Here is a 26,997-nt window from a genome sequence, read left to right as displayed (position 1 = left end):
TTAGAATAATTCTACATAAATAAGGTTTAATGGAAAAAATGATTGATCTTGAAGATCTTGCAAAACAGTTAAGTTGTCCAGATGGAGAAAACGGAATAGCTGTTGGTGAAATAATGAATGAAAGCAATATCGGGATGACAAAATCTGCAATAGATAATTTGCAGTTAAAAGATAGAGAACAAATTCTAGAATTAGGTCATGGAAATTGTAAACATTTGCCTTATGTTCTTAAACAAGCAAATGATTTAGAATACATTGGTTTAGAGCTTTCTCAAACAATGAAAAATAGTGCAATCTTAAATAACTCAGATCATTTAAATTCTAATGTTAGATTTGAGCTTATTCGAGACGAAAGAATACAATTTTATGAAAAAAGATTCGATAAAATATTTACAGTTAACACAATTTACTTTTGGAAAGAGCCTGAATTCTTTTTAAACGAAATTTACAGAGTACTGAGATTTAATGGAAAGTTTTCTCTTGCTTTTGCTAAAAAAGAATTTATGGAAACTTTACCTTTCACACAATTTGGGTTTAACTTATATACAGAAGTAGAAGTGATTAAATTACTGAAATCTGCAAAGTTTGCAATTGAAAATATTGAAACGATTACTGAAAATGTTTTAAGTAAGAATGGAGAAATGGTTGAAAGAGAATTTATTGTAATTGTTACTAAGAAATAGATAAGATTTAAATTCAATATAAACTTAATTTTCTAGCGAAAGAAATATAAAATAATTTCTAAAAGCATCAAGAATTATCCGAAATTTGTTTCTTTATTACAAGAATATGATACAACCACAAAGAGTCTTTGATTTACCTCGCTTACAACAAGAGAAAACACCAAACATTAATATTTTTAATTATAAAGAAGATAATGAATGGAAAGGTATTTCGACAACAGATTTCATTAATAGAATCAATAATATTTCTAAAGGTCTTATTGCGGCTGGTGTACAACCAAATGATAAAGTTGCTTTAATTAGCGAAAATAGACTGGAATGGAACTTAATGGATTTTGCCATTCAGCAAGTAGGTGGAGTTGTGGTTGCTATTTATCCTAATATTTCTGACAAAGATTATGAGTTTATTTTAAATGATGCAGAAATAAAACTTTGCTTTGTAAGTAATGATTTTTTGTATCAGCGTTTATTGGGAATAAAAAATCAACTTCCAATTTTAAAAGAAGTTTACACGTTTAATACTTATCTAAATACACCAAATTGGGTAGAACTTGTTTCGAAAGGTTTATCTATTTCTGATGAAACATTAAATGCTCAAATTAATACCATTCAAACAACAGATTTAGCAACTATAATTTATACATCTGGAACAACAGGAAATCCGAAAGGAGTAATGTTGACACACGAAAATTTATTAGCAGATGTTATAAGTTCAGAATATTCTTTTCCTGTACAAGCTTACGATAAAGCCTTATCATTTTTACCAGCTTGCCATGCTTACGAGCGTGTTTTTCAATATGTATATATCTACATGGGATTGCCAGTTTATTATGCGCAATCTATGGATACGATTGGGCAGGATATGAAAGAAATACAACCTCAAATTTTTTCTGCAGTACCTCGAGTATTAGAAAAAGTCTACGATAGAATTATGTCGAAAGGAGAGGAGTTGAAAGGTATAAAAAGAAAACTTTTCTTTTGGGCAATTGCATTGGGCGAAGAATACGATTTAGATGAAACTAAACTTTCGGCTTGGTATAAAATTAAATTATCAATTGCACGAAAATTAATATTTTCTAAATGGAAAGAGGCTTTAGGTGGTAATATAAAAGGAATAGCATCTGGAAGTGCTACTTTACAAACAAGATTACTAAAATTATATTTAGCTGCTGGTATTCCAATTTATGAAGGATATGGATTAACAGAAGCGGGACCATGTTTAGCTGTAAATTGTATTAAAAGAGGAATGAAAATAGGAACTGTTGGTTTACCTCTTATCAATATAGATATTAAACTAGCAGAAGATGGAGAAATTTTAGCAAAAGGTAAAAATATCATGAAAGGATATTACAAGAATCCTGAAGCTACAGAAGAAGTTTTAAAAGATGGTTGGTTATATACTGGCGATATTGGTGAATGGGTTGACGGAAAATTTTTAAAGATTATAGACCGTAAAAAAGAGATGTTTAAAACATCTGGAGGAAAATACATTGTTCCTCAACAGATAGAAAAAGTAATGTCTGAATCTAATTATATAGAACAAATAATGGTTGTAGGAGAAGGTAAAAAATTCCCTGCTGCACTTATTGTTCCATCTTATGAAAAGTGTTTAGATTGGGCAAAAAATAACGACAAATCTTTAGTTTCTTTAACAAAAGAAGAGCTCTTAACTTCATCAGCAATAGAAGAATTAATTTCATCAGAATTAAACAGATTAAATATCAATTTTGGAAACTGGGAAAAACTTAAAAAGTTTGTGCTTTTACCAAATGAATTCACAATTGAAACTGGAGAGTTAACCCCAACTTTAAAAATGAAACGAAAAATTATTGCTGAAAAATATAAACAAGAAATTGAGCAATTGTATAGATAGATTTAAGAAGTTAGAGTTTAGAAATTAGTATTTTAAAAATACTAATTGTCATGTTGAATTTATTTAAATATCACATCCTCTAATTTAAAAAATTACAATGCAATTTTCTGTCAGTTCGAGTGATTTTTCGGAATGAAATGAAGAAAAATTGTATCGAGAACTTAGACAAGAAAACTCATAAACTGTCTTAGTTCTCGATACAAAATTCTAAACGAATTTCACTCGAACTGACAGTTTTAATAAACAGTGATATTGAAACAACATTTCGACAAGCTAAATGTGACAAGGAGGACAAGCTAAACTTAAAAGCAATTTTATTACATCAAGTGTCATGTTGAATTTATTTCAACATTGCATCCTTTAATTTAAAAAATTACAATGCAATTTTCTGTCAGTTCGAGTGATTTTTCGGAATGAAATGAAGAAAAATTGTATCGAGAACTTAGACAAGGAAAGTAAAATGTAGAGAGTACAAAGTATTTTAGTATTTACTACATTTTGTCATGTTGAATTTATTTCAACATCGCATCTAATATTGTAAATTTAGAAATATAACTCTCATCACAATAATTTAAACTAAGACAACATTTATTTTCAATATTTTTGTATAAATAAATCATTTTTTGGAACCAATAGAAATTCATGCAAAACAAACAAGTAATTGGGGACTATTAATAGGAAGTTTAATTTTCTTATTTTGTTCTGTCTACTTGTACCTTAACGCCAATCAAGTTAATTCGCCATCGATGGCAAAAATAATCAGCGGAATTTTATTTGTTCCAAGTATTATTTTATTAGTATTCTCCGCAAATAAACTGCGTAAAAAGCAATTAGTTTTATTGATTGATAAACGAGGAATTGTATTTCATCCTTCCGCTAATTTAAATTACATGGAGTGGAAAAATATTGCAGAAATAGAAGACTTAAAATTACCACGTCAACGCGTTATCAATATAAAATTGGTAGAAAGCGATTTATTTTTGCAGAATGAAAGTAATACATTTTTACAAGCGCGTATGAGATTTTGGTACAAAATGTATGGAGCAGTTGTTTCCTTTGATGCCAATACATTAAACAAACATCATTTCGAAATCTTAAATCTATTTGATGATTTTATGGAAGATTATAAAACTTCTCTTACAACATAAACCAATTAATTCATCAGAATCAACTAATTTTGCACAATGCAATTGGATTTACTTTATAAAAATTTAGGAATTAAGGATATGAATGCTATGCAAAGATCAGCATTCAAAATGTCCGAAAATCAACGCGATTTAGTTTTATTATCGCCAACAGGATCAGGAAAAACATTAGCTTTTCTATTTCCAGTTTTAAGAGATTTAAAACCAGACGTAAAAGGAGTTCAGTGCTTAGTTTTAGTTCCTGCACGCGAATTAGCATTACAAATAGAAACTGTTTTCAAATCAATGAAATCAGACTATAAAGTAACATGTTGTTATGGTGGGCACAATACTAAAATAGAACAAAACAATTTATTAGAAGCTCCAGCAGTTTTAATAGGAACACCAGGAAGAATAGCTTACCACTTACGCAACGAAAATTTTGATCCAACTACGGTTAATACTTTAGTTTTAGACGAGTTTGATAAAGCATTAGAATTAGGTTTTAAAGAAGACATGAGTTTTATTGTGAATCAACTTTCTGGATTAAAACAACGTATTTTAACATCTGCAACAGAAATGGAAGATATTCCAGAATTTGTTGGTTTAAATGATGAAAAAATAGTTAGTTATTTAAAAAATATCGAAGTAAAACCAGATTTACAAATGAAATTAGTTAACACGATTTCTGAAGAAAAACTGGATACTTTATTTAATCTTATATGTAAAATAGGTAATAAGCGAATGCTAATTTTCTGTAATCACAGAGATGCAGTAGATAGAATTAGTAACTTATTACATGAAAAAGGAATTGCACGTGAAAGTTTTCACGGTGGAATGGAACAAGATGAAAGAGAAAGAGCTTTACTAAAATTCCGTAATGATTCTGTTCGTGTTTTAATTACAACAGATTTAGCGGCAAGAGGATTAGACATTCCAGAAGTAGATTCTATTATTCATTATCAACTTCCACCAAAAGAAGCAGCTTTTATTCACAGAAATGGTCGTACAGCTCGTATGAATGCAAAAGGTTTTGTTTATTTAATTATTAGTAATGAAGAACATTTTCCTTTTGTAAAAGAAAACTTAGCTGTAGAAAATTTAGGAGGAACATATAAAATACCAGAAAGAACACCTTATCAAACTATTTATATATCTGCCGGTAAAAAAGATAAAGTAAACAAAGTAGATATTGTTGGATTTTTATTTAAAAAAGGTAATTTAGATAAGAATGATGTGGGTATTATCGAGGTAAAAGATACTACATCTTATGTTGCCATTAATAGAAAAAAAGTGCCAGATATTTTGAAAAATTTAAATGGTCAAAAAATTAAAAATAAGAAAGTGAAAATGCAAATTGCATATTAATATAAAATTGCAGTTTTACTTTAATTAAATATATTTAAATAACTGATTAATAATTATATAAATTAAAAATAATTATGATTGCACATCACGTACTTTTCTGGTTAAAAGATGATATAACAGAAGCTGAATATAACGAATTCAAAACTGGATTAGAGGATTTAGAAAAAATGACACCAACAAAATTCTTTCATATTGGAACACCTGCTGCAATAGAAAGAGATGTTGTAGACGGAACATATTCTTTTTCTTTATTTGTTGCTTTTGAAGACATGACAAGTTTTGAAATTTATCAAAAACATCCACAGCATATAGAGTTCATAAACGGACCTAATAGACATGCTAAAAAAGTTTTAATTTATGATGCAGATTAAGAATTGAAAATCTTTCTATGAGAAATATACTATTATTCATTCCATTTTTATTTGTTTTATTTTCTTGTCAAAATGAAGATGATTCTACAAATGAAATTTATAAAAATCGATACGAAAGACGATTCATTATTTTTCAAGATTCTTTAGGGACAACAATTAGAGATAGTGGAGTGGTAAGAGTTTCTCAAAAAGATAATATATTCAAATTTGATTTTGAAGTTGCGAGTGGAACTGTAAAACCTATCGAAAATATAAGAATGGAAATTACAGGGAATAATACACTTCGAAATTTAGAATGGACACCATCAAAATTAATCACGCTTTCAAAAGATAGTATCAATATCTCGTATAGAGAAGGAGCTAGCTATTGGTTTGTGAATGGAATTTCTTCATTTTAAGAAAGACTGAAGCTATAAGACTATATGATGTAAGGTCTTTTTTTAATAAAAACCTTTATCATCAATACTCATAAAAATAAAAAAGCTATCCTATTGGATAGCTTTTTTAGTATATAAAGTTTTGGATATTAATTATAATCCGAATGCTTCTTTTACTTGATCTACGAAATCTAATTTCTCCCAAGTAAATAATTCAACTTCAACTTCAACAACATCTTGTCCATTTGCAGATTCAAAACGTTTACTAACAGTTTCTGGTTGACGACCTAAGTGTCCATAAGAAGCAGTTTCTTTGTAAATAGGGTTTCTTAATTTTAATCTTTGCTCTATAGCATAAGGTTTCATGTCAAAAATTTCAGAAACTTTTGTAGAAATCTCACCTTCTGTTAGCTCAACTTTCTGAGTTCCGAAAGTATTAACTAATAAAGATACTGGTGCAGCAACACCAATCGCATAAGAAACTTGTACTAAAACTTCTTCTGCAACACCAGCTGCAACTAAATTTTTAGCAATATGACGAGCAGCATAAGCAGCAGAACGGTCAACTTTAGAAGGATCTTTTCCAGAAAAAGCACCACCTCCGTGAGCACCTTTACCACCGTAAGTATCTACAATAATTTTACGTCCAGTTAAACCTGTATCTCCGTGAGGTCCTCCAATTACGAATTTTCCTGTTGGGTTAATATGGTATTTAATACTATCTGTAAATAAATCGCGTAAATGTACTGGTAATTGCGCTTTAACACGAGGGACTAATATGTTGATAATATCATTTGTAATTTTATCTAACATAGCTTCTTCGTTTGCAAAGTCGTCATGTTGAGTAGAAATAACAATTGTATCAATACGAACAGGTTTATTGTCGTTATCATACTCAATTGTTACCTGAGATTTAGCATCAGGACGTAAATATGGTAAAAGATCTTTTTCGTATTTACGGATATGCGCTAATTCTTTTAATAACTTGTGAGATAAATCTAATGCTAAAGGCATGTAGTTTTCTGTTTCGCTAGTCGCGTAACCAAACATCATTCCTTGATCTCCTGCACCTTGTTCTTCTTCAGAATTACGGTCAACACCTTGGTTAATATCTGGAGATTGTTCGTGTATTGCAGATAAAATTCCACAAGAGTTTGCATCAAACATGTACTCGCTTTTTGTATAACCAATTTCAGAAATTGTTTCTCTAGCAACACGTTGTAAATCTATATAAGAATTAGATTTTACTTCTCCAGCTAATACAACTTGTCCAGTTGTAACTAAAGTTTCACAAGCTACTTTACTTTTTGCATCAAATGCTAAAAAATGATCTAAGATTGAATCTGAAATTTGATCGGCAATTTTGTCTGGATGCCCTTCAGAAACAGATTCTGATGTAAATAAATATGACATTCTAAATTTTATTTTTTATATAAAATAGGAAGGAAAAAACTGAAGTCCTGTTTTAGCAATTATTTTTATGAGGCTGCAATCAGTCAAATCTTTCCTCTCGATTTTTCGAGTTCAAATATACAATGAATAAAATGAATAATAAAAGAAAATAAATGTTAATTTCTCTAGTGTTTTAGTAGAATTATAAAAGACAAAGATGTTAAAGTTATATTGTAATATGCTTAAAATTAGCTATTTTTTCTATTTGATATATGATTTCCGTTTTTAAATAGATATTTATTCGAAAAAAAAGTAATACTTTAGAAAAAAATAAGAGAAAAATGAAATTCGACTCCCTTGATCAACAACTATTAATGTATCTACAAGAAAACAGCAAAATTACCTACAAAGAATTATCAGATAAGCTACAATTATCTTCTACTGCAATACATGAAAGAATAAAAAAGCTAGAAAAATCTGGAATAATTTCTAAATATGTAGCTTTAGTTAATAGAAGATTAATTAATAAAGAACTTTTAGTATTTAGCCATATTAAACTACAACAACACTCTGCAGACCACATAAAAACTTTCGAAGAAGAAATACAAAACTTAAAAGAAGTACAATCTTGTTTCCATGTTAGTGGAGATTATGATTACATTGTAAAAATGTCTTTTGAGCATATGGACGAATACCGAGATTTTATGGTAAATAAACTAACAAAAATAAACGTCATTGGTAGTTCTCACAGTACTTTTGTGATTAGTGATATAAAAGATGACACTGCATATCAATTACTTTAAAAACATAAACTCAGTTATTTACTGAGTTTTTTATTAGGATTTAATTTTTTAAATCTTTAAATTTCTATAAAAATTGAAGAATAATAATTTTAATTTATGCTCAACAGTTTGTCATTAGTAATATTAGCAGGAGATGATTACAATACTCAAAAGAAAGGAAAATACATGAATTGTGTTGGTCCTAAAAAAGAGTTTGTTGTAGAATATTCTATTTATAATGCATTATCTATTGGTATAAAACATATTGTTTTTGTTATCAATCAAGATTTTGATATTGAAACCAAAAAATATTTCCAGCATATTATAGAAAGTCAAGGAGGAACAGTAGAGTTTATTCTACAAACAACATACACTGCTGTTTCTAGAAGTATTTATGATAAAATAGAGCATAGGAAAAAATCTTGGGGAAATGCACATGCATTAATGATTACAAAAAGACATTTAATGCATCCCTTTATTGTCATTAAATCCAATGAGTATTATGGTATAGACGCATTTATTAAAGCTAAAGAATTAATAGAAAACGGAACTGTTATACCTAATCGTTATGCAATGATTGCTTATGAATTAGATAAAACATTTAATCTTGATACTGAAATTAATCGAGAAGTATGTTCTACTAATCAACATTTTTTATCTTCCATAGATTCTCCAAAAACTTATATTATTAATGAGGAGAATGAATTTTCTGTTAATGTAGATTTTTGGATATTTCATCCTTCTATTTTTAGAAGTTTAGAAGATCAGTTTGAAGACTTTCTTAAAGAAAATGCAAGTGAATTAGAAAAGAATTTTACATTATCTGATATGATTATCGAAATGATGAAAGAAAATCAATTAGAAGTTAAAGTTGAAAATTCTAATCAAAATTGGATTGAAATTATTGAGAGAGAAAATGAACAAGAAGTTAATCATTATATACAAGAATTAATTCATCAACATAAATATCCAAATCCTTTATGGAAATAATTAACACACTACGATTTAAAAAATATCTACCGACCGATTTTAATGAATATTTTAAGCTCGTAAAAGATGACGAAGTGATGAAATATATTACTGGAATTGGAATGACAGAGGAACAAGCAAATCATAAATTTACATCTATTTTAGATAAAAGTTCAATAGATGAGCAGTTAGGCTACTTTAAAATTTATGATGAAAATGAAACAATTTTAGGTGAATGTAAAATTGTTTATAATTCGCATTTAGAAAACTCTTTAGAAATAGGCTATATGCTTAAAAAAGAATTTTGGAAAAAAGGTATTGGAACAAAAATTTGTGAACATTTGATTTCTAATGCAAAAGAGAATTTTTCTACTTTGGATATTATTGCAGTAATAGATCCCGAGAATATAGCTTCGAGAAAATTGTTAGAAAAGTTTAATTTTGAATCGTATTGGAAAGGAATTGAAAATGATGTTCCGACCGAAAAATTGATTTTGAACAAAACAAAATGATACATGTAAAAGATGTTGCGCAAGCAATAGAAGAAATAGCACCACTAGCTTATGCCGAAGATTTTGATAATGTAGGTTTATTAGTTGGTGATTATAATGAGCAAGTTACAGGAATTTTAGTAACCTTAGACACTACACCAGAGGTTGTAGAAGAGGCTATTGAGAAAAATTGTAATTTGATTGTAAGTTTTCATCCCATTATTTTTTCTGGTTTAAAAAAGTTAAACGGGAAAAATTATGTAGAAAAAGCGGTAATGAAAGCAATTAAAAATGGAATTAATATTTATGCAACGCATACTGCTTTGGATAACTCTAGAGTTGGTGTTAATTTTAAAATTGCAGAACAATTAAAACTTTTTAATACTAAAATTTTAATTCCGAAAGCGAATATCATCAAACAATTAATTACATATGCCCCTACAGAACATGCAGAAGTGTTAAAAAATGCACTTTATGACGCTGGAGCAGGAAGAATAGGTAATTACGATTCGTGTGGTTTCTCTGTAGAAGGAAAAGGAAATTTTAGACCAATGGGAGGTTCTAATCCTTTTATTGGAAAAGTAGGAGAGTTGGTTACTGAGGATGAAACACGTATAGAGGTTGTAATGCCTCAGCATTTAGAAGGAGCAATTATAAAAGCTTTATATGCCAATCATCTTTATGAAGAGATTGCTTATTCAACTTTTACATTGAATAATCAAAACCCATATATAGGAATTGGAATGGTTGGAGATTTAGAAGAAGAAATGAATGAACAAGATTTTTTTGATTATTTAAAGCAAGAAATGAACACTCCATTTATTAGACATTCTAAATTATTAAATAAAAAAATAAAAAAAGTAGCTGTTCTAGGTGGTTCTGGTGCATTTGGAATAAAAAATGCAATAGCCGCTAATGCAGATGTTTACATCACAGCAGATTTAAAATATCACGATTTCTTTACTGCTGAAAATAAGCTAGTTTTAACAGATATTGGACATTTTGAATCGGAACAGTTTACAAAAAATTTAATAACTTCGTTTCTTAAAGAAAAATTTACTAATTTTGTGGTCTTTAATTCTGGAATTAATACCAATCCTGTTAATTATTGTTAACTATGTCTGAAACAAAAAATATCAAAGAACTAAGCGTAGAAGAAAAGCTTCGCGCATTATACGACTTACAATTAATTGATTCACGTTTAGATGAAATCAGAAACACAAGAGGTGAATTACCTTTAGAAGTGGACGATTTAAATGATGACGTTGCTCAGTTAGAAACAAGAATTCAAAAAGTTGTTGACGAAACTAAAGGTTTGGATGAAGATATTAAATTAAAGAAAGAAGCAATTAAAAATGCTGAAACTTTAATTAAAAAATATACAAAACAACAAGACAACGTACGTAACAATAGAGAGTTTGATGCTTTAGCTAAAGAAGTTGAGTACCAAGGTTTAGAAATTGAATTATCTGAAAAACGTATCCGTGAATTTACAATTAAAATTCAACAAAAAAATGCACAAATAGAAGACTTTAAAACAAAGTTAGCTTCTATGAAAGAGCATTTAGGTCACAAAAAAGCTGAATTAGATACAATTGTAAAAGATACAGAAAAAGAAGAAGCTACATTGTTAAGATTATCTGGTGAATATTCTGATAAAATAGAAAATCGTTTGTTAGATGCTTACAATAGAATCAGAAATTCTGTAAAAAATGGATTAGCTGTTGTTCCTGTTCAACGTGGAGCTTCTGCAGGATCTTTCTTTACAATTCCACCACAAAGACAAATGGATATCGCTCAACGTAAAAAAATTATTACTGATGAGCATTCTGGACGTATCTTAGTTGATTTAGAATTAGCTTTAGAAGAACAAGAAAAAATGGAAATTGTTATCAAAGGATAATAAGATTTATATAACTTATAAAGAAAGTGTTACAAATTTTTTGTAACACTTTTTTTATGAAAATTAATTACTTAAAAAATCTAGCATACTATTTGTAATATATTTTTACGATATTAGTCACAATAATAGAAAACTATGAAAAAATTTATAATTCTAGCAATATTATCAGTTACAACATTTACGGTTAGTTCATGTTCTAACAACGATGATAGTAATAATGGAGTAATCGAAAATAGAGGAAATGTTACTTACGATGGTTTTAATTTACCAATTAGAAATGTCGTTATAGAAGATATGCAACCAACTCAAAACGGAATTTCTTACATTGTAGAATTATCATCTAACCCTATAAATTATAATGGGCGTAATTCAGGAGCCTATATTTATTTAGAAATTTTTCAAGCAAATGGATTCACATTTAGTGGAGAATATAATACAAGTGAAGCTAATTTTAATTCGAGAAGTTTAGATTTTATTGAATTTCATGTTGATCCACTTTTACAAAATGGTGTAGCCGTTGAAGGAGCATCTACTTTTGCAGTATATGATAATTATTTTGCTTCTGGTACAATTCGTTTAGAAAACTATGATAATGGATTATTAGTTTCTAATTTCTTGATGACAGATTTAGATGGTCGTCCACTTAGAGGAAATTTTGAAGGTTTATTTGAATATATACAACATTTTAATGCAATCGGTAAAGTTCCTTCAAATCCAACGCTTAGAAAAGCGATAGAAGAACGTAAGAAAACGAAAGGAGATTTAAAGAAATTAAGAGCAGAAAAATTTTAATAACTCACACGAAAATAAATTCCAAATATGGGTAGATTCTTATTAGAATTTACCCATATTTGTTTTTTATAAATTGTTACTAATAATAAATAAACCAAATATGATTTCGACGATTATTTTCGATATGGATGGAGTAATTGTAGATACAGAACCTGTACACAAATATGCTTTTTTTGTTCACTTTAAAGAGTTAAATATTGAGGTTTCTGATGATTTTTTCTCAACATTTACAGGTCAATCAACTAAAAATGTTTACCAAATACTTAAAGATAAATTCAATTTAAAAGAAGAAATAAATGATTTAGTTCTACGTAAACGATCTATTTTTAATGATGCTTTTGATACCAAACCAGATTTGTATTTAATAGCAGGCGTAGAAGATTTAATTAAAGATTTATACCAAAATAACATCGAATTAATATTAGCTTCTTCTGCTTCTCATTCAACTATAAATAAGGTATTTAATAGGTTTAACTTAAATGAATACTTTAAAGAAAAAATATCTGGTGAAGACTTCCCAAAATCTAAACCAGATCCAGCAATTTTTCTACATGCAGCAGCTTTATCAAGTTCCGAAAAAGAAAATTGTATGGTGATTGAAGATTCAACAAATGGAGTACAAGCTGCAGTAAGTGCTAACATTAAAGTGATGGGATATGTAAGTGAAAATTCGAAAAAGCAAGATTTGTCTAAAGCGAATTTTATTTGTGAAAACTTTGCGGATATAAATGCAGAATATATAAAAGAATTGTAATTAGATAAGAGATATTAGATTCTAGGTATTAAGTACTAATTTGTCACATTGGGCTTGTCGAAATGTTGTTTTAGAATCACATTATTTGCTTTACTGGATGCGATGTTGAAATGAATTCAACATGACACTTGGTTTAATAAATAATATCATACTTTGTACTCTCTACATTTTATTTTTCTTGTCTAAGTTCTCGATACAATTTTTCTACATTTCATTCCGAAAAATCACTCGAACTGACAGAAAAAAATACCTTTCTAACATCTAACATCTAACATCTAACATCTAACATCTAACATCTAACATCTAACATCTAACATCTAACATCTAACATCTAACATCTAACATCTAGCAGATATAAAAAAACAAAAAGCATCTAAAATTTAGATGCTTTTTTATGTATTCAATTATTTTTTAATTATCCTTCAAAACTTCTTACAGCTTCTAAGGTTTTATTTATCTCTGCATCCTTAATCGCATCAGAAATAAACCAAGTTTCATAACCAGATGGAGCAATATAAACTTCATTCGTTAATAAATGATGAAAGAATTTATTGAATCTTTCGTGGTTACAATTTGTAACATCAGTAAAATTTCTAATTTGGTCTTGTTCTGTAAAGAAAACAGATAACATAGAACCTAAACGATTTGTATGTACTGGAATACCTTTTTCTTTGAAAATTTTAGTCATCTCAGTATCTAAAATCTCAGTTGCTTTGTCTATACGATTAAATAACTCTCTATCATTATTAATAATGTTTAAAGTAGTTAAACCAGCGCGCATTGCAATAGGATTACCAGATAATGTTCCAGCTTGGTAAACAGGACCAAGAGGAGCTAAGTGGCTCATGATTTCTTTACGAGCAGCAAAAGCACCTACAGGAAAACCTCCACCTATTACTTTACCAAAAGTTACAATATCCGCTTTTATATTTAAACGTTCTTGTGTTCCACCCATTGCCTGACGAAATCCTGTCATAACTTCATCAAAAATTAATAAGGCATTATGAGCATCACAAATAGTTCTTAAACCTTCTAAAAATCCTTTATCTGGAACAATACATCCCATGTTTCCTGCAATTGGTTCAACAATAATTGCAGCAATCTGATCTTTATTTTGCTCAAATAATTCTTTTACAGCATCTAAGTTATTGTACTCAGCTAATAAAGTATCTTTTGCAGTTCCTTGAGTAACGCCAGGAGAATTTGGATTACCGAAAGTTGCAGCACCAGAACCAGCTTTAATTAAAAAAGAATCTGAATGTCCGTGGTAACAACCTTCAAATTTTACAATTTTATCTCTATTTGTGTAACCTCTAGCTAAACGAATTGCAGACATACAAGCTTCTGTACCAGAATTTACCATTCTTACCATGTCTATATTTGGTACAACAGAAGTAATTAATTTTGCTATTTCTGTTTCTAATTCAGTTGGTGTTCCAAATGAGAATCCGTTTTTCATTTGTTCTACCGTAGCATTTAATACTCTAGGATCTGTATGCCCAATAATCATTGGTCCCCAAGAGTTAATGTAATCTACGTAAGCACGTCCATCTTCATCATAAATATAAGCTCCTTCAGCTTTCTTGATAAAAATTGGTGTTCCTCCAACAGATTTAAATGCACGAACAGGAGAGTTTACACCTCCAGGAATATATTCTTGCGCATCTTTAAATAATGCGCTACTTCTTTGATACAACATAATTTCTACAAAATAGTTGCACAAATTTACTGAATCAAAAGTGAAAAAAGAAGTGATTTTAGTTAGATTATTAATCTATTTGCTGTTTTCTTCTCTAAATATTCTATCAATGTTTTAATGATGGCATTTTCTTTTAAAATGGTTTGATTTCCAATTAAAAATAATTGCTCTTTGGCACGAGTTAATGCTACGTTTAATTTTCTATCCACATTTCCGTCATCGTTCATATTTACCAAAGCATTTAATTGCGATGAATAAGTTACAGCAAAACTGTACAAAATAATATCTCGTTGACTTCCTTGATATCGTTCTACTGTATCAACAGTAATCTGCTCATGATTAGGAATATTTGCTAGTTCTAATTTCTGTTTTATTAAAGCGATTTGATTACGAAATGGCGCAATAATTCCAATTGTTTTCTTCGGGTCAAATTCTTTATTATTTAGTTCATAAAGAGAAATGATTTCTTGTACAAATTGTACAATTAAATCTGCTTCTTGAATATTAGTTGGAGCTAAATAAGGATTTTCATCAACATTAATATAAGCAAAACGATTATTGATAATAAATTGCTGAAACTCATTTGTTATATCATGATTAATAAAATATAAATCGGCACGTTGACGTTCTAAACTTTGTTTTACTCCATCATTAAGATTTGGAATGTCAAAAGCAACATTTAGCTTTCCATCATAAAAATATTGATTCGGGAAATCGGCAATTTCAGCATGCATTCTTCCTTGATATGTTAATTGGTCGAAAGCATTTTCTATTTTATTTTTCTCGCAAAACTCATATAAACGTTCAAAAATTGAGTTTTTACGGTTCATTAAGCCAATACTTTCTAATAACTCATTATTGGTTTTGGCTAATTCTGGACTTTGTAAAACAATTGCTGGTAGTTGTTTATGATCTCCAATCATAATAAAACGTTCGGCTTTTGGTAAAATTCCAACAATTTGTGGTTCTAGGATTTGAGAAGCCTCATCTATAATTATTGTATCAAATTTCTTTAGTTTCAGAATATCATTTTTACTTGAAATTGAGGCAACAGTTGAAACAAAAATACGTTGATTATTAATGATGTCTTGAATTGTTTTACGAGAAAATTTTTCTCCTTTTTCTTCTAATTCATGATCTTTTTGCTCAATAATCTTGTTCAATAAATTTTTATGGAATGCTGTAGAAGTTGATAATTCACTTCCTATTCGAATAAATTTTTGCTCAATTTCATCAGAAATCGCTGTATTTATAGCTTCACATAGTTCGTCAACAGCTCTATTTGTATAAGCCAATAATAAAATATTTGAACTCTGTTTCTCGAAAATTTCTTTAACTAATTCCTTAATAATAATAGATGTTTTTCCTGTTCCAGGAGGTCCATTTAATAAGAAATAATCGTTTGCAGACAATGCTTTACTTAAAATTCTATTTTGCTCTTCAGAAAGCAATTCATTATGATAACTATAATTAACTTTACTTTTTGGAGTAGTTTGCGTTAAAATCAATTCTTTTTTCTGCGTAGAAGATTGCATAAAACTGTACAAATTTCTATACATCGATGTAAATGAGGAATCCATGAAATCTCTTTCTAATGCCCATTTTCCATTTTTATCAAAAGAATCAAAAAAGCGCGTATTAGGCTGCTGATAACGAAAACGCAAAACAATATATTCTCTCGAAATACTTTTAATGGTACATTTAAAAACCTGATTGGTTAAAACAGAATCATTTGATTTATTTCGAGGATATAAAATACAGATATCACCTTCTCGGATTGATATAAAATCATTAGAAATGTTTGTACGCTTTAATTTAATTTCCTTTTTAATATCAGAAATATTATTTTCTACAATTTCTAAATCATAAATAATCTCAAAATTATTATTCTTCTCTTCAAAAGAATTTAACCATAAACTTGCTAAACCATTATTGGTTGTCGATTGACTAAGACCAAGTTTTGCCATGTATTGTTCCTTGGCTATAAAGTTAGCAAAAGAGTAGAAGTAGGCTTTTTGTAAAGGAGAACTGGTGCGAATTGGATAAATAAATTTCTCTAATTGTTCTTCTAATAATTCGCGAAAACGAGGATTAATTTTACGTTTTATAAAATTAGCAGGTTTTATGTTATAAAGAAGATTTTCTATTTCCTTATCCGTTTTTGTAGCCAAACGATTCTCGTTAATAATAATTTGATTTCTTAATTCGAAAATTCGTTGAACTCGTTTTAAACTTGGAACTTCGAAACGTAAATTTCCTTGATATACTTTAGAATATAAGATAAAACCTTCTGTATTTTTTGTAATGTCTTTAAACTCTAATTCGTATAAAACACCAATAATTTGATAGTATAAAAATAACTGTGTTGCATGATTAGGTTTAATGCTTTTTCCATCGTCAGGAAATGGAGCTCCACCAGATTTTAATTCTATAATTTTATTTGTCCCATCATCATTTAAATCCAATAAATCTAAACGTCCCTGAATCCCATATTGTTCACACAAGAAAGAAGGCTCTAATAAAGCTCTATCTAAAGAAATATTGTAGTGAGAAAAATCTTCTAATAGAACTTTCTGTAAACGATGAAAATGTCCTTTAGCATCTTCGTAATATTCTTTTAAGTTTTGAGGATTTGTAAGGTCTTTACAAGAAGTATATTCTAACGGATAATTCTTAAAATCATTTTTAAACAATTCATTAAAATCTGTTTTCTCTATATTTTCTGTACAAAAATGGTCCACAACAGAATTAGCAAAATTTCCTAATCGTATATGTTTACTGTTAGGAACTTCTTCAAATTTTTTCTGAATATAATGTAACTCTGTAGTTCCATAATCCTGAAAACACTCTGCAATTGCAGAAATATCAACCAAATAATCTGGTTCTAAAATAATAAATCGAGGATGATAAATTCCTTCCTCATCTATTGTTGAATTAACTAAATTTAATTGTGCGCCAACCCAAAAATCCGAAGGAGATATAAATATTTCATTTACACCATCTTCATCTATTTGTATTGTAATGTATTCGTCGCTTTCATTTTCTTCGTGGTCACAAATTAAACAATCACGTTTTATTTCAATTACTTGTACACGAAGTTTTTTTACTCTATTTCGTGATAGAATTTTATTGGTGTAATATTCTTTCTCTGGAAAAAAGTAGACAATTTCTGCCGGAATTAAAACATCATATAAACCTGATATGAATTCTATAACATACTTAAAATGTGTAAAATATTCATGTTCTGATGGTTCATACTTTTCAGATAATACGCGTTGAGCCGTTTTACGAAAAGAATGAATCTTTGTAGAAATATGATATTGATTACAAATGAATGATAACTTAGAGAAAAAATTAGAAAACTGTAACGTTTCATTTTTAGTTAATTCGAATGCAATAATTTCTACTAACCTTTTTAAATCAAAATATTTAGATGAAATTGATTTGGAAGAAAGTTGAATTTTTAATGCTTCTTGTAAGTAATGATTTGCTAATTTTTCCTGATTCACGGCGATTAAATTTGTGTAAAATTAGGTATAAAATTTAATTCCACGTTTTCCAATCTTCACTTGTAAACTTCCATTCTGGTGTTATAATTCTACCATTTTTCACATTATACCAAGGAGATAATTGTTTATTTATAGGATTATCAAGTATTTGTAATTCTTGAGCCGGCATATAACTTTGAGCTAATAAAACAATTTGTTCTCCATTATTATTTTTTGCTAAGTCTACAACAATAACAGCATGTCCAAATGGACGACCTATTTGTATTAAAATATCACCAATTTTAACCTCATCATACGTAATGCTCTTTAATTGTTGTTGTAAAGATGCTGTGTTTGCATAACTAAAAATAGTTTCTAAATATGCCCAATATTTATCTTTAGAATAATCTCCTTTTGCGTAATCTTTATAATAACGTGGTTTACCATCTGATAAGTAATTGAAAGCAATTTCATCATATCTTTTTTGCTGATACAAATAATCTGCTCTTAATCGCATTGTAGCATCAGCACATTGGTGTAAATCTTTATTACCTATTGACAAATCGATCACAGAATTGTAAACATTCTGTTTTGTTTTTTCTTTTCCATCATAATATTTAACAACAGAACCCAATGGTTTTAAAGGTAGATGCTGTAAGAAATAACCAAAATCTTTTGTCGAATAGTTTTCTCGTTCGTATCCTTTAGGTAGTAAATATCTATTTAAAATAATTGACTCATCTTGTTGTATAAAACTTGTATTCACTTTCTCTTCTAGCTCAGTAGAATCATTTTTAAGAATACTTTTTTCTTTATTTTCAGTTTTACATGAAAATATACCGATAACTATTAATAAAACGTATAGATTTTTTATCATGATTTAATTTTAATATGCGAAATAATGACAAAGAAACCATCAGGATCTTTTATACTAATACCATTATTTTTCCAATATGGATTTTTAGGTTCTATTGCTTCTATTTTAAAAGAGTTTAATTTAGATTTGATTTCATCATATTCTAAATTTGTTTTAGGATAGAATACTAAACAATCATCTTCATCTGGAAAATGATGAACCTCCTCAGAAGTTGTTGTAAACTCAAGATGCCAATCTTTATTTTGTTTTCCTATAAAAACACCATTATAATTATTATGATTTTCAAAATTTCCAAGTATTTCTAAACCTAAAATATTCGTATAGAAATCTATTATCTCATCAATTCTATTTGTATGTCTAGCAACTCTTAATTCCATAATGGGTTTTTATAAAATTATTAAATATTCTTTATATAAAGTATTAAGTATTAATTTTTAATTTCTAAATTCAAAATTGTAGGATGTGATGTTGAAACGAGTTAAATATGACAAAGTGTAGTAAATATTAAAATACTTTGTACTCTCAATATTTTACATTTTCTAGTCTAAGTTCTCGATACAATTTTTCTTCATTCCATTTCGAAAAACCACTCGAACTGACAGAAAAAAAATACCTTTCTAACTTCTAACTCCAAAAAAAAGTCCAATACCTAAAAAGATATTGGACTAAATATTTGATAAAACTTAATCTTATTTAAGTTTCTTGTCTTTATATATTTTTTCTGCTAATTGTACAGCTTTATAAGCATCAACAACTCCACCAGTAGCAGAAATATCTGTTAACTGAGAGTTCTTATTAACAGAACCAATAATAACTTCTTTTACTTGTTGTGCATCTAATTTTGGATAATGTGCCCAAACTAATGCCGCAACACCAGCAACAACTGGAGAAGCCATAGATGTACCATCTAAATTTTTGTATTCACCATCTTTATTTGGGACAGTAGAATAAATTGCCGCTCCTGGAGCAAAAACATCAACAGATTTTTTTCCGAAATTAGAAAAACTAGCTTTTAATGCAGTGTTGTTCATCGTATTAGCACCAACAGTAATAATGTTTTTTATTACAGCTTCGCCTTTTTCATTGTAAACAGTAGGGAAGTGGATTTCATCATCTATGTTTACATTGTCATTACCAGCAGCTTTTATTAATAATAAACCTTTTTTCTCTGCATATTTAAAAGCATCCCAAACAATTTCTTTTTCAGGAGAATATGCTTTTCCAAAAGACATGTTTAATATTTTAGCTCCGTTATCTGCCGCATAACGAATGGCATTAGCAACATCTTTGTCACGCTCATCACCATTAGGAACAGTACGAACAGACATAATTTTTACATATCCATCTCCTGCAATACCATCCATACCAATTCCGTTTCCAGTTTTGGCAGCAATAATTCCAGCAACGTGTGTTCCGTGTAATGCATCTGGTCCAGCAGCATCGTTATTTCCGTATTTGCTTTCTTTTTTATCTTCGTAATTATCTCCAACAATAGGACGAGGATCTAAAGCTAAATTTAAATTAACTTCAACTTGCTCTTTATAATACTTAGCACCTTCAGCTATTTCATCACCAGTTTCTTTGGTAAACTCTTGCATCGTTTTTCCTTCCCATGCTTCGTCTGGAACCAAACCAAAAATAATCATCCCTTGTTGAGCCTCTTTAGATTGCGGTTTAAAACTCATCATGTTATTTTTAGATAATTCTCTCGTTCCCCATTCTTTGTTTAATGCAGGAAAAGCAACAGAAAAAATGTCGTTCATTTGACCATATTGTGCATAGCCTTGTTTAGCTTCTGCTAATTTAGTCTCAAACTCAGTTTTTATCTTTTGAAACTCAGCAAACTCGTTTGGATACTTTGTTTTATTTTTTTCTGCTTCTGGACTTTTCTCGAATAAAGCACTATATTTTACATATAATCTTGTTAATTCTAATGTATCTCCATCTACATTTTTTCCATCTTTTCCACCAATGAAATTCCAACCATTAACGTCATCAATGTAACCATTGTTATCATCATCTTTTCCGTTTCCAGCCTTTTCTTTTGTATTAACCCAAATGTTATCTTTTAAATCTGGGTGAGTAATTTCTATTCCAGAATCTAAAACACCAACTACAATAGGAGTAGCTTTACGTTTTTTAGCCTTTAGAAAATCAAGTGCTTGTTGAGTATTTACACCGTAAATACTATCTTTTTCAATAGATGCATGTTGCCATTGCTTTTGCTCTACTTTTGGTAATTGCTTTGTTGCTGTTTCTTGTGCAAAAGATGTTACACCAATAAACATTGCAACTGATATGCTTAATAAGAATTTTTTCATATTCAAAAAATTATTTATTCGAAATTTAAAATTTTCACGAATAAATATACAAAAAGCGCTCCAAAATTTGGAGCGCTTATTAAAGCGTAATTTTATTAACGCTTAATATTTTTACAATCAGTATAACTTAAAAATTAAGTTGCTGTAATAGATATAATTGTGCACAAACTCTAGCATCAGAGAGCGCTTCGTGATGATTTAATTCTAAATTGAATCTTTTAGCACAATCGGATAATTTTGTTGGAACAATTCCTTTAGATTTTAAAATTCTATACGTGCATTGCCATTTCTCTGATAAATTGAGAATAGAGTAATTCAAGTCGTAATATTCCATAGTCTTTCTTAAAACAGAACGATCAAATGATTCATTGTGGGCAACAACAATTTGATTTTGTAATCTATTTTTTATTTCAAAATATACATCATCAAAAGTAGGTGCATCAATCGTATCTTCAGGTCGAATACCATGAACCATAATATTATGGTAATTATATTGATTAAGAGGAGGCTGAATTAATGTATGAAATTCATCTGTAATCACATTATCTGTAACAGTAACAATTCCTACTGCACAGGCTGAATTGCGATAATTATTCGCCGTTTCAAAATCTATAGCTACAAAATTTTCCATCTTAATAAGTCATTTTATCATTTAAAAATTCAATAATTTTTTCTACATCATTTGGAGAAAACCAATTTACAGCTTCATCTTTCTTAAACCAAGTCATTTGGCGTTTTGCAAATCGTCTTGTGTTCTTCTTAATCTCTTCTATAGCAAAATTTAAATCAATCTTATGATCAAAATAATCAAATAACTCTCTATAACCAACAGTTTGCAAAGCATTTAAATCTTTTAAAGGAAATAGTTTTTTTGCTTCATCTAGTAAACCTTCATCTAGCATGATGTCAACTCTACGATTAATACGATCGTACATTTCTTCTCTAGGAAGTTCTAAACCAATTTTAATAATATTAAAAGGACGTTTATTTAAATCTTGATTTCTGAAATGAGAAAAAGGAAATCCAGAACCTCTGTAAATTTCTAAAGCACGAATAACACGTTGCTTATTCTGAATATCAACTTCTTGGTAATAGTTTGGATCAACTTGATATAATTCTTGTTGTAGTTTTTCTATTCCAAACTCTTCTAATTCGCTATTCAATTTTTCTCTTACAGATGGGTCTACATCTGGAAAACTATCAAAACCAACAGTAATGGCTTTCTCGTATAAACCAGAGCCACCAACCATTATACAATTATCATGTTGTTTAAAGAAATTGTCTAAAAAAGATAAACCATCACGCTCAAAATCACCAACAGAATATTTATCTTGGATAGATATATTTTGAATAAAATGATGTTTTGCTTGTGATAATTCTTCATTAGAAGGAACAGCTGTTCCAATTTTCATTTCTTTAAAAAATTGTCTACTATCGCAAGAAATAATTTCTGTGTTGTAATAATTTGCCAATGCTATAGCTAGACTTGTTTTTCCTATTGCAGTAGGACCAACAACAGAAATTAAGGTTTTATTTGATGAAATTTGTTGCATGATTAAGATTTCGGTTGCAAGATAAGCCCGATTTATGTAAAATAAAAAAGCTTCTATTATTAAATAGAAGCTTAAGAATTATGATATAAAATTATATTAATTAAAATGATATAAAAATACAACATCAGCTACATAAGCTGGTTTTGGATTGTCTTTAATTTCGAATGTTGCTTCAATTACAACTTTAGCAATTCCTCTAAGATCTGTTATAGATTTTAATTTAGCTTTTAATCGAACTTCGCTATCAACTAAAACTGGCTGACCAAATTTTAGATTCTCGATTCCGTAATTAATTAACATTTTGATATTTCTTACTTCCGCAATCTGATCCCATAAGTAAGGAATCATAGATAATGTTAAATATCCGTGAGCAATTGTTTTTTTGAAAGGACCTTCATTTGCGGCTTTCTCAGGATCAGTGTGTATCCATTGGTGATCTATTGTAGCATCTGCAAAACGATTAATTTGTGCTTGATCTATTAAGTGCCATTGTGAAACTCCTATTTCCTTTCCTTCAAAAGCTTTATATTCTTCAAAATTATTGATAATTACCATACTTGGAATTTTAAATTTTTAGTCCTAATTAGGCGACAAATCTAATGAAATCTCAGTAGATATAATATTTTTTGATAAGTTTTATCAAGTTTTTTTATAACGAATATTCTAAATTGATTTTTAAATTGGCTTTTATATAATTTTATTTATTATTTAAACTACTCTCTGTCAATTTTATATAAACTTCCAGCATCTGTAATTGCATATAATGCACCGTCTTTACCTTGTGTAACATCTCTGAAACGTTGATTTTCGCCAGCTAATAATCGTTCTTCACCAACAACTTTATTATTTTTATCAATTGCTAGTCTTACAATGTGCATTCCATTAAGCGTTCCTATAAATAAATTGTTCTCCCATTCTGGAACACGATTTCCTTTATAGAAAGTCATACCACTTGGTGAAATAGATGGATCCCAATAATAAGTAGGTTGTTCTAATCCGTTTTGTTGTGTTAATCCACCACCAATAGGTTGACCAGCATATTCTATTCCGTATGTAATAGTTGGCCATCCGTAATTTTTACCAGGTTTAACAAGATTAATCTCATCTCCACCGCGTGGTCCATGCTCACTTTGCCATAAATCTCCTGTTAAGGGATGTAAAGCTATACCTTGTATATTTCTGTGTCCTATACTATATAGTTCTGGTAAAGCATTCGCACCAGAAAAAGTAGGATTACCAGAAGCGGCTGTTCCATTTGTTGTAATACGAACAATTTTACCTAAGGCTGCACTAGTAGATTGTGCTAATGGACGAGTTTCTATAATAGAACGTTCTCCAGTACTTACTAATAAATTACCAGTTGCATCAAACAAGATACGACCACCATAATGTAGAGTACTGTTCGCTGCAGGGTTGGCTCTGTAAATAACTGTAGCATTTTCTATTGTAGATTCGTTAGCAGAAAGTTTCCCTTTAGCAACAGCTGTTAAAGTACCTCCTGATGCATTTTCTGCAAAAACCCAATATATCATTCGATTAGTTGCAAACTGTGGGTCTAATGTTAAACCTAATAAACCTCCTTGTCCTTCCGAATTTACAGTAGGTATACCAGTAATAGGGCTACCTACAGTTCCTGTTTGACTTACAATTCGCATATTTCCTCTTTTTTCTGTAATTAGCAATCTACCATCTGGTAAACTAGTAATTCCCCAAGGACTAGTTAATGATGTTGCGATTGGTTTTGCAGAAATTGTTGTGGTTGTTTTTATACTACCAATACGTGTCTGTCCAGAAAATGCAGGTGTATAATTGGTATTAGCTGGATTAGTTTCTACTGGTGGTCCTGTTTCAGGAGTTTCTGGATCGGGTGTGTTTTGATCATTATCAGATTGCGAACAGGCCGAAACTAACATTGTTCCGATTAATAGTGTGCTTAAAATAATCTTCATAATTAATGTTTTTAGAATAATTGATTCATAATAAATAGTGTAGATTTTTTACATTCATTAGTGTTGTTGTATTGTTGGAGACTTACAACTATCTTGCCATTTATATTCCCCAATTTTCATGTACTAAATTGTAATTAAATTATTTTGGAGTACTTTTTTAAACAAAAAAAGTCTAACTTCATTATAAAGTTAGACTCTAATTATTATTAATTTTTTAAATGTTAATCAATCACATAAACTCTCTGATTCTCTTTCCAAGATAAATACTTAAATACTTCTTTATTAAAATATTTCATACCAAACATTAGAATACCAAAATCATCTATTAAACCAAATGGCCCAAAAAAAGCTTCTGGAATAATATCGATAGGAGAGATGATATAAAAAACAGCAAATAAACCTATAACTAAATTTAATTTACTTGGCGTATAAATACCTTTTCTGTAATCTTTAAGCATTGCAAAAAATGCTTTTACCTTCTCAAAGAAAGACTTGTCCTTCTGCGCGCTAGCAGCAGATAAGGTTGCGACTTTCAATAATCTTGATTTTTTCATAAAGCAAACTTAATTTTTTAAACTATGTACTATGTATTACAAAGTATATGCCAATATTAATTTTGTCAGTCTTTTTACAAATCTTGCTCAATAGCAAAAATCCATTCAAACTTCTGGTTCTCAAGCTTTCCTTCTGCAATTAGGAACAATGCACGTTCAGTCTCTTCGTATTTTACTTTATCCATTGTTTTCTCATCAAAAGCAGGCAATTGCTCAATCTGAACAGTAAAAACTTTATGATGACCTTTATAATTAACTTCCTTTGTAATTTCTTTTTTATTCATGATATATTCAACTAATCAATGAAGCAAAGTTACAAATGAATAAAGATAATCTTATCTTTGTTTGGAATTAATTTTTAGAAATAAAATGAAAGATTTAAGCGATCAATTAAAGAATCTATTTCCTGACCATGTTTCAGAACCCGAAGAAATTATTGAACCTGATAATAATTTATGGATGCAAGATGATCCTTTAATTTGTAAATACGAGAAACGAAAAGGAAAACCTACAACCGTTATTGAAGGTTATACTGGAGCGGATGAAGATTTTAAACAATTAGCGAAAGAAATTAAGGTCTTTTTAGGTGTAGGAGGTAGCTTTAAAGACGAATCTATCATTATACAAGGAGATTACCGAGATAAAATAATGAGCTTTTTAAAAGATAAAGGCTTTAAAGTAAAACGAGTAGGCGGTTAATAATTTCTTTACAATCGTTTCAAAGAAAGATTGTATATTGTGTGTTTATTTTTAATTAAAAAAACATGAGTAAAGCAGCATCAGAATTAGTTTTAAATGCAGACGGAAGTATTTACCATTGTAATATAAAACCAGAACATTTAGCTGATACAATTATAACTGTAGGTGATCCTAATCGAGTAGAAAAAGTTTCGCGCCATTTTGACAGTATCGAACATAAAGCATCAAAAAGAGAAATTATTACGCATACCGGAACTTTAAACGGTCAGCGATTAACAGTAATTTCTACGGGAATGGGAACAGATAATATCGATATTGTTTTTTCAGAATTAGATGCATTAGCAAATATCGATTTAGAAACTGGAGAGATTAAAAAAGATTTTAGAAAATTATCTTTTGTTCGTTTCGGAACTTCTGGAGCATTACAAGCAGATATTCCAGTAGATAGTTATGTAATAGGTTCTCATGGACTTGGTTTAGATGGGTTATTACATTATTATGTAGGAAGCGAAGCGGTAATGAATAAAGAAATAGAAGATGCTTTTATAAAACACGTAGATTGGTCAGCAAACAAAGCTCGTCCATATCTTGTAAAAGGTTCAGAATCTATTTTAAATAAATTAGCGTCAGAGAAAACTCACCAAGGAATTACAGCAACAGCTTGTGGTTTTTATGGACCTCAAGGACGTTTTCTTCGTTTACAGCCAAACCCAGCAGATATAAATGAACGTTTAACTTCTTTTGATTATGATGGTTTAAAAATATCAAATTTTGAGATGGAAACTTCTGCAATTTATGGTTTAGCTGCAATGATGGGACACGATGCCTTATCTATTAATGCTATTGTTGCAAATAGAATTTTAGGTGAGTTTAGTGCAGATTCTTACAAAACAATAGATGAAATGATTGAATATTCTTTAGAAAGATTAACAAAATAATTCTAAGCTTATTCTAGATTATAAAACTTAAAAGACTTGA

General features: G+C 29.2%; 27 protein-coding genes. 15 read left to right on the top strand and 12 right to left on the bottom strand.

Annotation, left to right across the window (positions count from 1 at the left end; translation table 11 throughout):
* Positions 1-29 precede the first annotated feature (29 nt).
* The 6 genes from BUA86_RS11970 to BUA86_RS11945 all read left to right on the top strand — a co-directional run bounded on the left by BUA86_RS11970 (position 30) and on the right by BUA86_RS11945 (position 5,817).
* Positions 30-683, top strand: coding sequence for a class I SAM-dependent methyltransferase (locus BUA86_RS11970; RefSeq protein WP_072932970.1), 654 nt, complete (start codon positions 30-32; stop codon positions 681-683).
* Between the two features lie 106 nt (positions 684-789).
* Complete coding sequence (locus BUA86_RS11965) at positions 790-2,556, top strand: AMP-dependent synthetase/ligase (protein ID WP_072932969.1); 1,767 nt, start codon at positions 790-792, stop codon at positions 2,554-2,556.
* A 623-nt stretch (positions 2,557-3,179) separates the two neighbouring features.
* Entirely contained in the window at positions 3,180-3,704 is a 525-nt protein-coding gene (locus BUA86_RS11960; RefSeq protein ID WP_072932967.1) for an STM3941 family protein, read from the top strand.
* Positions 3,705-3,740: 36 nt separating this feature from the next.
* Positions 3,741-5,048 (top strand): DEAD/DEAH box helicase, encoded by a 1,308-nt coding sequence (locus BUA86_RS11955; RefSeq protein ID WP_072932965.1) that lies wholly within the window; start codon positions 3,741-3,743, stop codon positions 5,046-5,048.
* Positions 5,049-5,122: 74 nt separating this feature from the next.
* Complete coding sequence (locus tag BUA86_RS11950; RefSeq protein WP_072932963.1) at positions 5,123-5,419, top strand: Dabb family protein; 297 nt, start codon at positions 5,123-5,125, stop codon at positions 5,417-5,419.
* A 17-nt stretch (positions 5,420-5,436) separates the two neighbouring features.
* The gene (locus tag BUA86_RS11945) at positions 5,437-5,817 is read left to right on the top strand and encodes a hypothetical protein (protein WP_072932961.1); all 381 of its coding nucleotides are present in this window, start codon (positions 5,437-5,439) and stop codon (positions 5,815-5,817) included.
* A 132-nt stretch (positions 5,818-5,949) separates the two neighbouring features.
* On the opposite strand, the gene metK is transcribed toward BUA86_RS11945, so the two are convergent.
* Positions 5,950-7,209, bottom strand: coding sequence for a methionine adenosyltransferase (metK, locus tag BUA86_RS11940; protein WP_072932959.1), 1,260 nt, complete (start codon positions 7,207-7,209; stop codon positions 5,950-5,952).
* A 320-nt stretch (positions 7,210-7,529) separates the two neighbouring features.
* Here metK and BUA86_RS11935 point away from each other — a divergent pair, with 320 nt between their 5' ends.
* From BUA86_RS11935 to BUA86_RS11905, 7 genes are all read left to right on the top strand, one after another.
* A complete protein-coding gene (locus BUA86_RS11935) occupies positions 7,530-7,991 on the top strand; it encodes an Lrp/AsnC family transcriptional regulator (protein WP_072932957.1) in 462 nt (153 codons plus the stop codon).
* Positions 7,992-8,099: 108 nt separating this feature from the next.
* A complete protein-coding gene (locus BUA86_RS11930; RefSeq protein WP_229731745.1) occupies positions 8,100-8,960 on the top strand; it encodes a dTDP-glucose pyrophosphorylase in 861 nt (286 codons plus the stop codon).
* On the top strand, positions 8,951-9,451 hold the full coding sequence (locus BUA86_RS11925) for a GNAT family N-acetyltransferase (protein WP_072932954.1): 501 nt from the start codon (positions 8,951-8,953) through the stop codon (positions 9,449-9,451). The genes BUA86_RS11930 and BUA86_RS11925 overlap by 10 nt, the downstream gene beginning before the upstream one ends.
* A complete protein-coding gene (locus BUA86_RS11920; protein ID WP_083580364.1) occupies positions 9,448-10,545 on the top strand; it encodes a Nif3-like dinuclear metal center hexameric protein in 1,098 nt (365 codons plus the stop codon). Before BUA86_RS11925 ends, BUA86_RS11920 begins: the two co-directional genes overlap by 4 nt.
* Before the next feature lie 2 nt (positions 10,546-10,547).
* Positions 10,548-11,333, top strand: coding sequence for a zinc ribbon domain-containing protein (locus BUA86_RS11915; RefSeq protein ID WP_072932952.1), 786 nt, complete (start codon positions 10,548-10,550; stop codon positions 11,331-11,333).
* A 135-nt stretch (positions 11,334-11,468) separates the two neighbouring features.
* Positions 11,469-12,125: a hypothetical protein gene (locus BUA86_RS11910; protein ID WP_072932951.1), complete on the top strand. Its 657-nt coding sequence runs from the start codon at positions 11,469-11,471 to the stop codon at positions 12,123-12,125.
* Positions 12,126-12,225: 100 nt separating this feature from the next.
* Entirely contained in the window at positions 12,226-12,879 is a 654-nt protein-coding gene (locus tag BUA86_RS11905) for an HAD family hydrolase (RefSeq protein ID WP_072932949.1), read from the top strand.
* 415 nt (positions 12,880-13,294) lie between these two features.
* Here BUA86_RS11905 and hemL read toward each other — a convergent pair whose 3' ends face one another.
* The 11 genes from hemL to BUA86_RS11850 all read right to left on the bottom strand — a co-directional run bounded on the left by hemL (position 13,295) and on the right by BUA86_RS11850 (position 25,604).
* Complete coding sequence (gene hemL / locus BUA86_RS11900) at positions 13,295-14,578, bottom strand: glutamate-1-semialdehyde 2,1-aminomutase (RefSeq protein WP_072932947.1); 1,284 nt, start codon at positions 14,576-14,578, stop codon at positions 13,295-13,297.
* 62 nt (positions 14,579-14,640) lie between these two features.
* Positions 14,641-18,087, bottom strand: a complete 3,447-nt coding sequence (locus tag BUA86_RS11895) for a DEAD/DEAH box helicase (RefSeq protein WP_072932945.1) — start codon at positions 18,085-18,087, stop codon at positions 14,641-14,643.
* A gap of 34 nt (positions 18,088-18,121) precedes the next feature.
* Positions 18,122-18,943 (bottom strand): DUF4846 domain-containing protein, encoded by an 822-nt coding sequence (locus BUA86_RS11890; protein ID WP_143147315.1) that lies wholly within the window; start codon positions 18,941-18,943, stop codon positions 18,122-18,124.
* Positions 18,940-19,320, bottom strand: coding sequence for a VOC family protein (locus BUA86_RS11885; RefSeq protein WP_072932942.1), 381 nt, complete (start codon positions 19,318-19,320; stop codon positions 18,940-18,942). Before BUA86_RS11885 ends, BUA86_RS11890 begins: the two co-directional genes overlap by 4 nt.
* Positions 19,321-19,632: 312 nt before the next feature.
* Entirely contained in the window at positions 19,633-21,264 is a 1,632-nt protein-coding gene (locus BUA86_RS11880) for a S8 family serine peptidase (RefSeq protein WP_072932940.1), read from the bottom strand.
* Between the two features lie 127 nt (positions 21,265-21,391).
* Complete coding sequence (locus tag BUA86_RS11875; protein ID WP_072932939.1) at positions 21,392-21,895, bottom strand: 3'-5' exonuclease; 504 nt, start codon at positions 21,893-21,895, stop codon at positions 21,392-21,394.
* Between the two features lies 1 nt (position 21,896).
* The gene (miaA, locus tag BUA86_RS11870) at positions 21,897-22,817 is read right to left on the bottom strand and encodes a tRNA (adenosine(37)-N6)-dimethylallyltransferase MiaA (protein WP_072932937.1); all 921 of its coding nucleotides are present in this window, start codon (positions 22,815-22,817) and stop codon (positions 21,897-21,899) included.
* Between the two features lie 96 nt (positions 22,818-22,913).
* Positions 22,914-23,372: a MaoC family dehydratase gene (locus tag BUA86_RS11865; RefSeq protein WP_072932935.1), complete on the bottom strand. Its 459-nt coding sequence runs from the start codon at positions 23,370-23,372 to the stop codon at positions 22,914-22,916.
* 158 nt (positions 23,373-23,530) lie between these two features.
* Positions 23,531-24,766, bottom strand: a complete 1,236-nt coding sequence (locus tag BUA86_RS11860; protein ID WP_072932934.1) for a PQQ-dependent sugar dehydrogenase — start codon at positions 24,764-24,766, stop codon at positions 23,531-23,533.
* Between the two features lie 221 nt (positions 24,767-24,987).
* A complete protein-coding gene (locus tag BUA86_RS11855; protein ID WP_072932932.1) occupies positions 24,988-25,320 on the bottom strand; it encodes a YkvA family protein in 333 nt (110 codons plus the stop codon).
* Between the two features lie 74 nt (positions 25,321-25,394).
* Positions 25,395-25,604: a hypothetical protein gene (locus tag BUA86_RS11850; RefSeq protein WP_072932930.1), complete on the bottom strand. Its 210-nt coding sequence runs from the start codon at positions 25,602-25,604 to the stop codon at positions 25,395-25,397.
* An 85-nt stretch (positions 25,605-25,689) separates the two neighbouring features.
* On the opposite strand from BUA86_RS11850, the gene BUA86_RS11845 reads away from it, so the two are divergent.
* On the top strand, positions 25,690-26,019 hold the full coding sequence (locus BUA86_RS11845) for a translation initiation factor (RefSeq protein WP_072932928.1): 330 nt from the start codon (positions 25,690-25,692) through the stop codon (positions 26,017-26,019).
* Positions 26,020-26,084: 65 nt separating this feature from the next.
* Entirely contained in the window at positions 26,085-26,957 is an 873-nt protein-coding gene (locus BUA86_RS11840; RefSeq protein WP_072932927.1) for a nucleoside phosphorylase, read from the top strand.
* The last annotated feature ends 40 nt before the right edge of the window (positions 26,958-26,997 follow it).

The sequence above is a fragment of the Chishuiella changwenlii genome (assembly GCF_900142565.1).
GTDB lineage: Bacteria > Bacteroidota > Bacteroidia > Flavobacteriales > Weeksellaceae > Empedobacter > Empedobacter changwenlii.
This window is presented reverse-complemented; position numbering and strand designations above follow the sequence as displayed.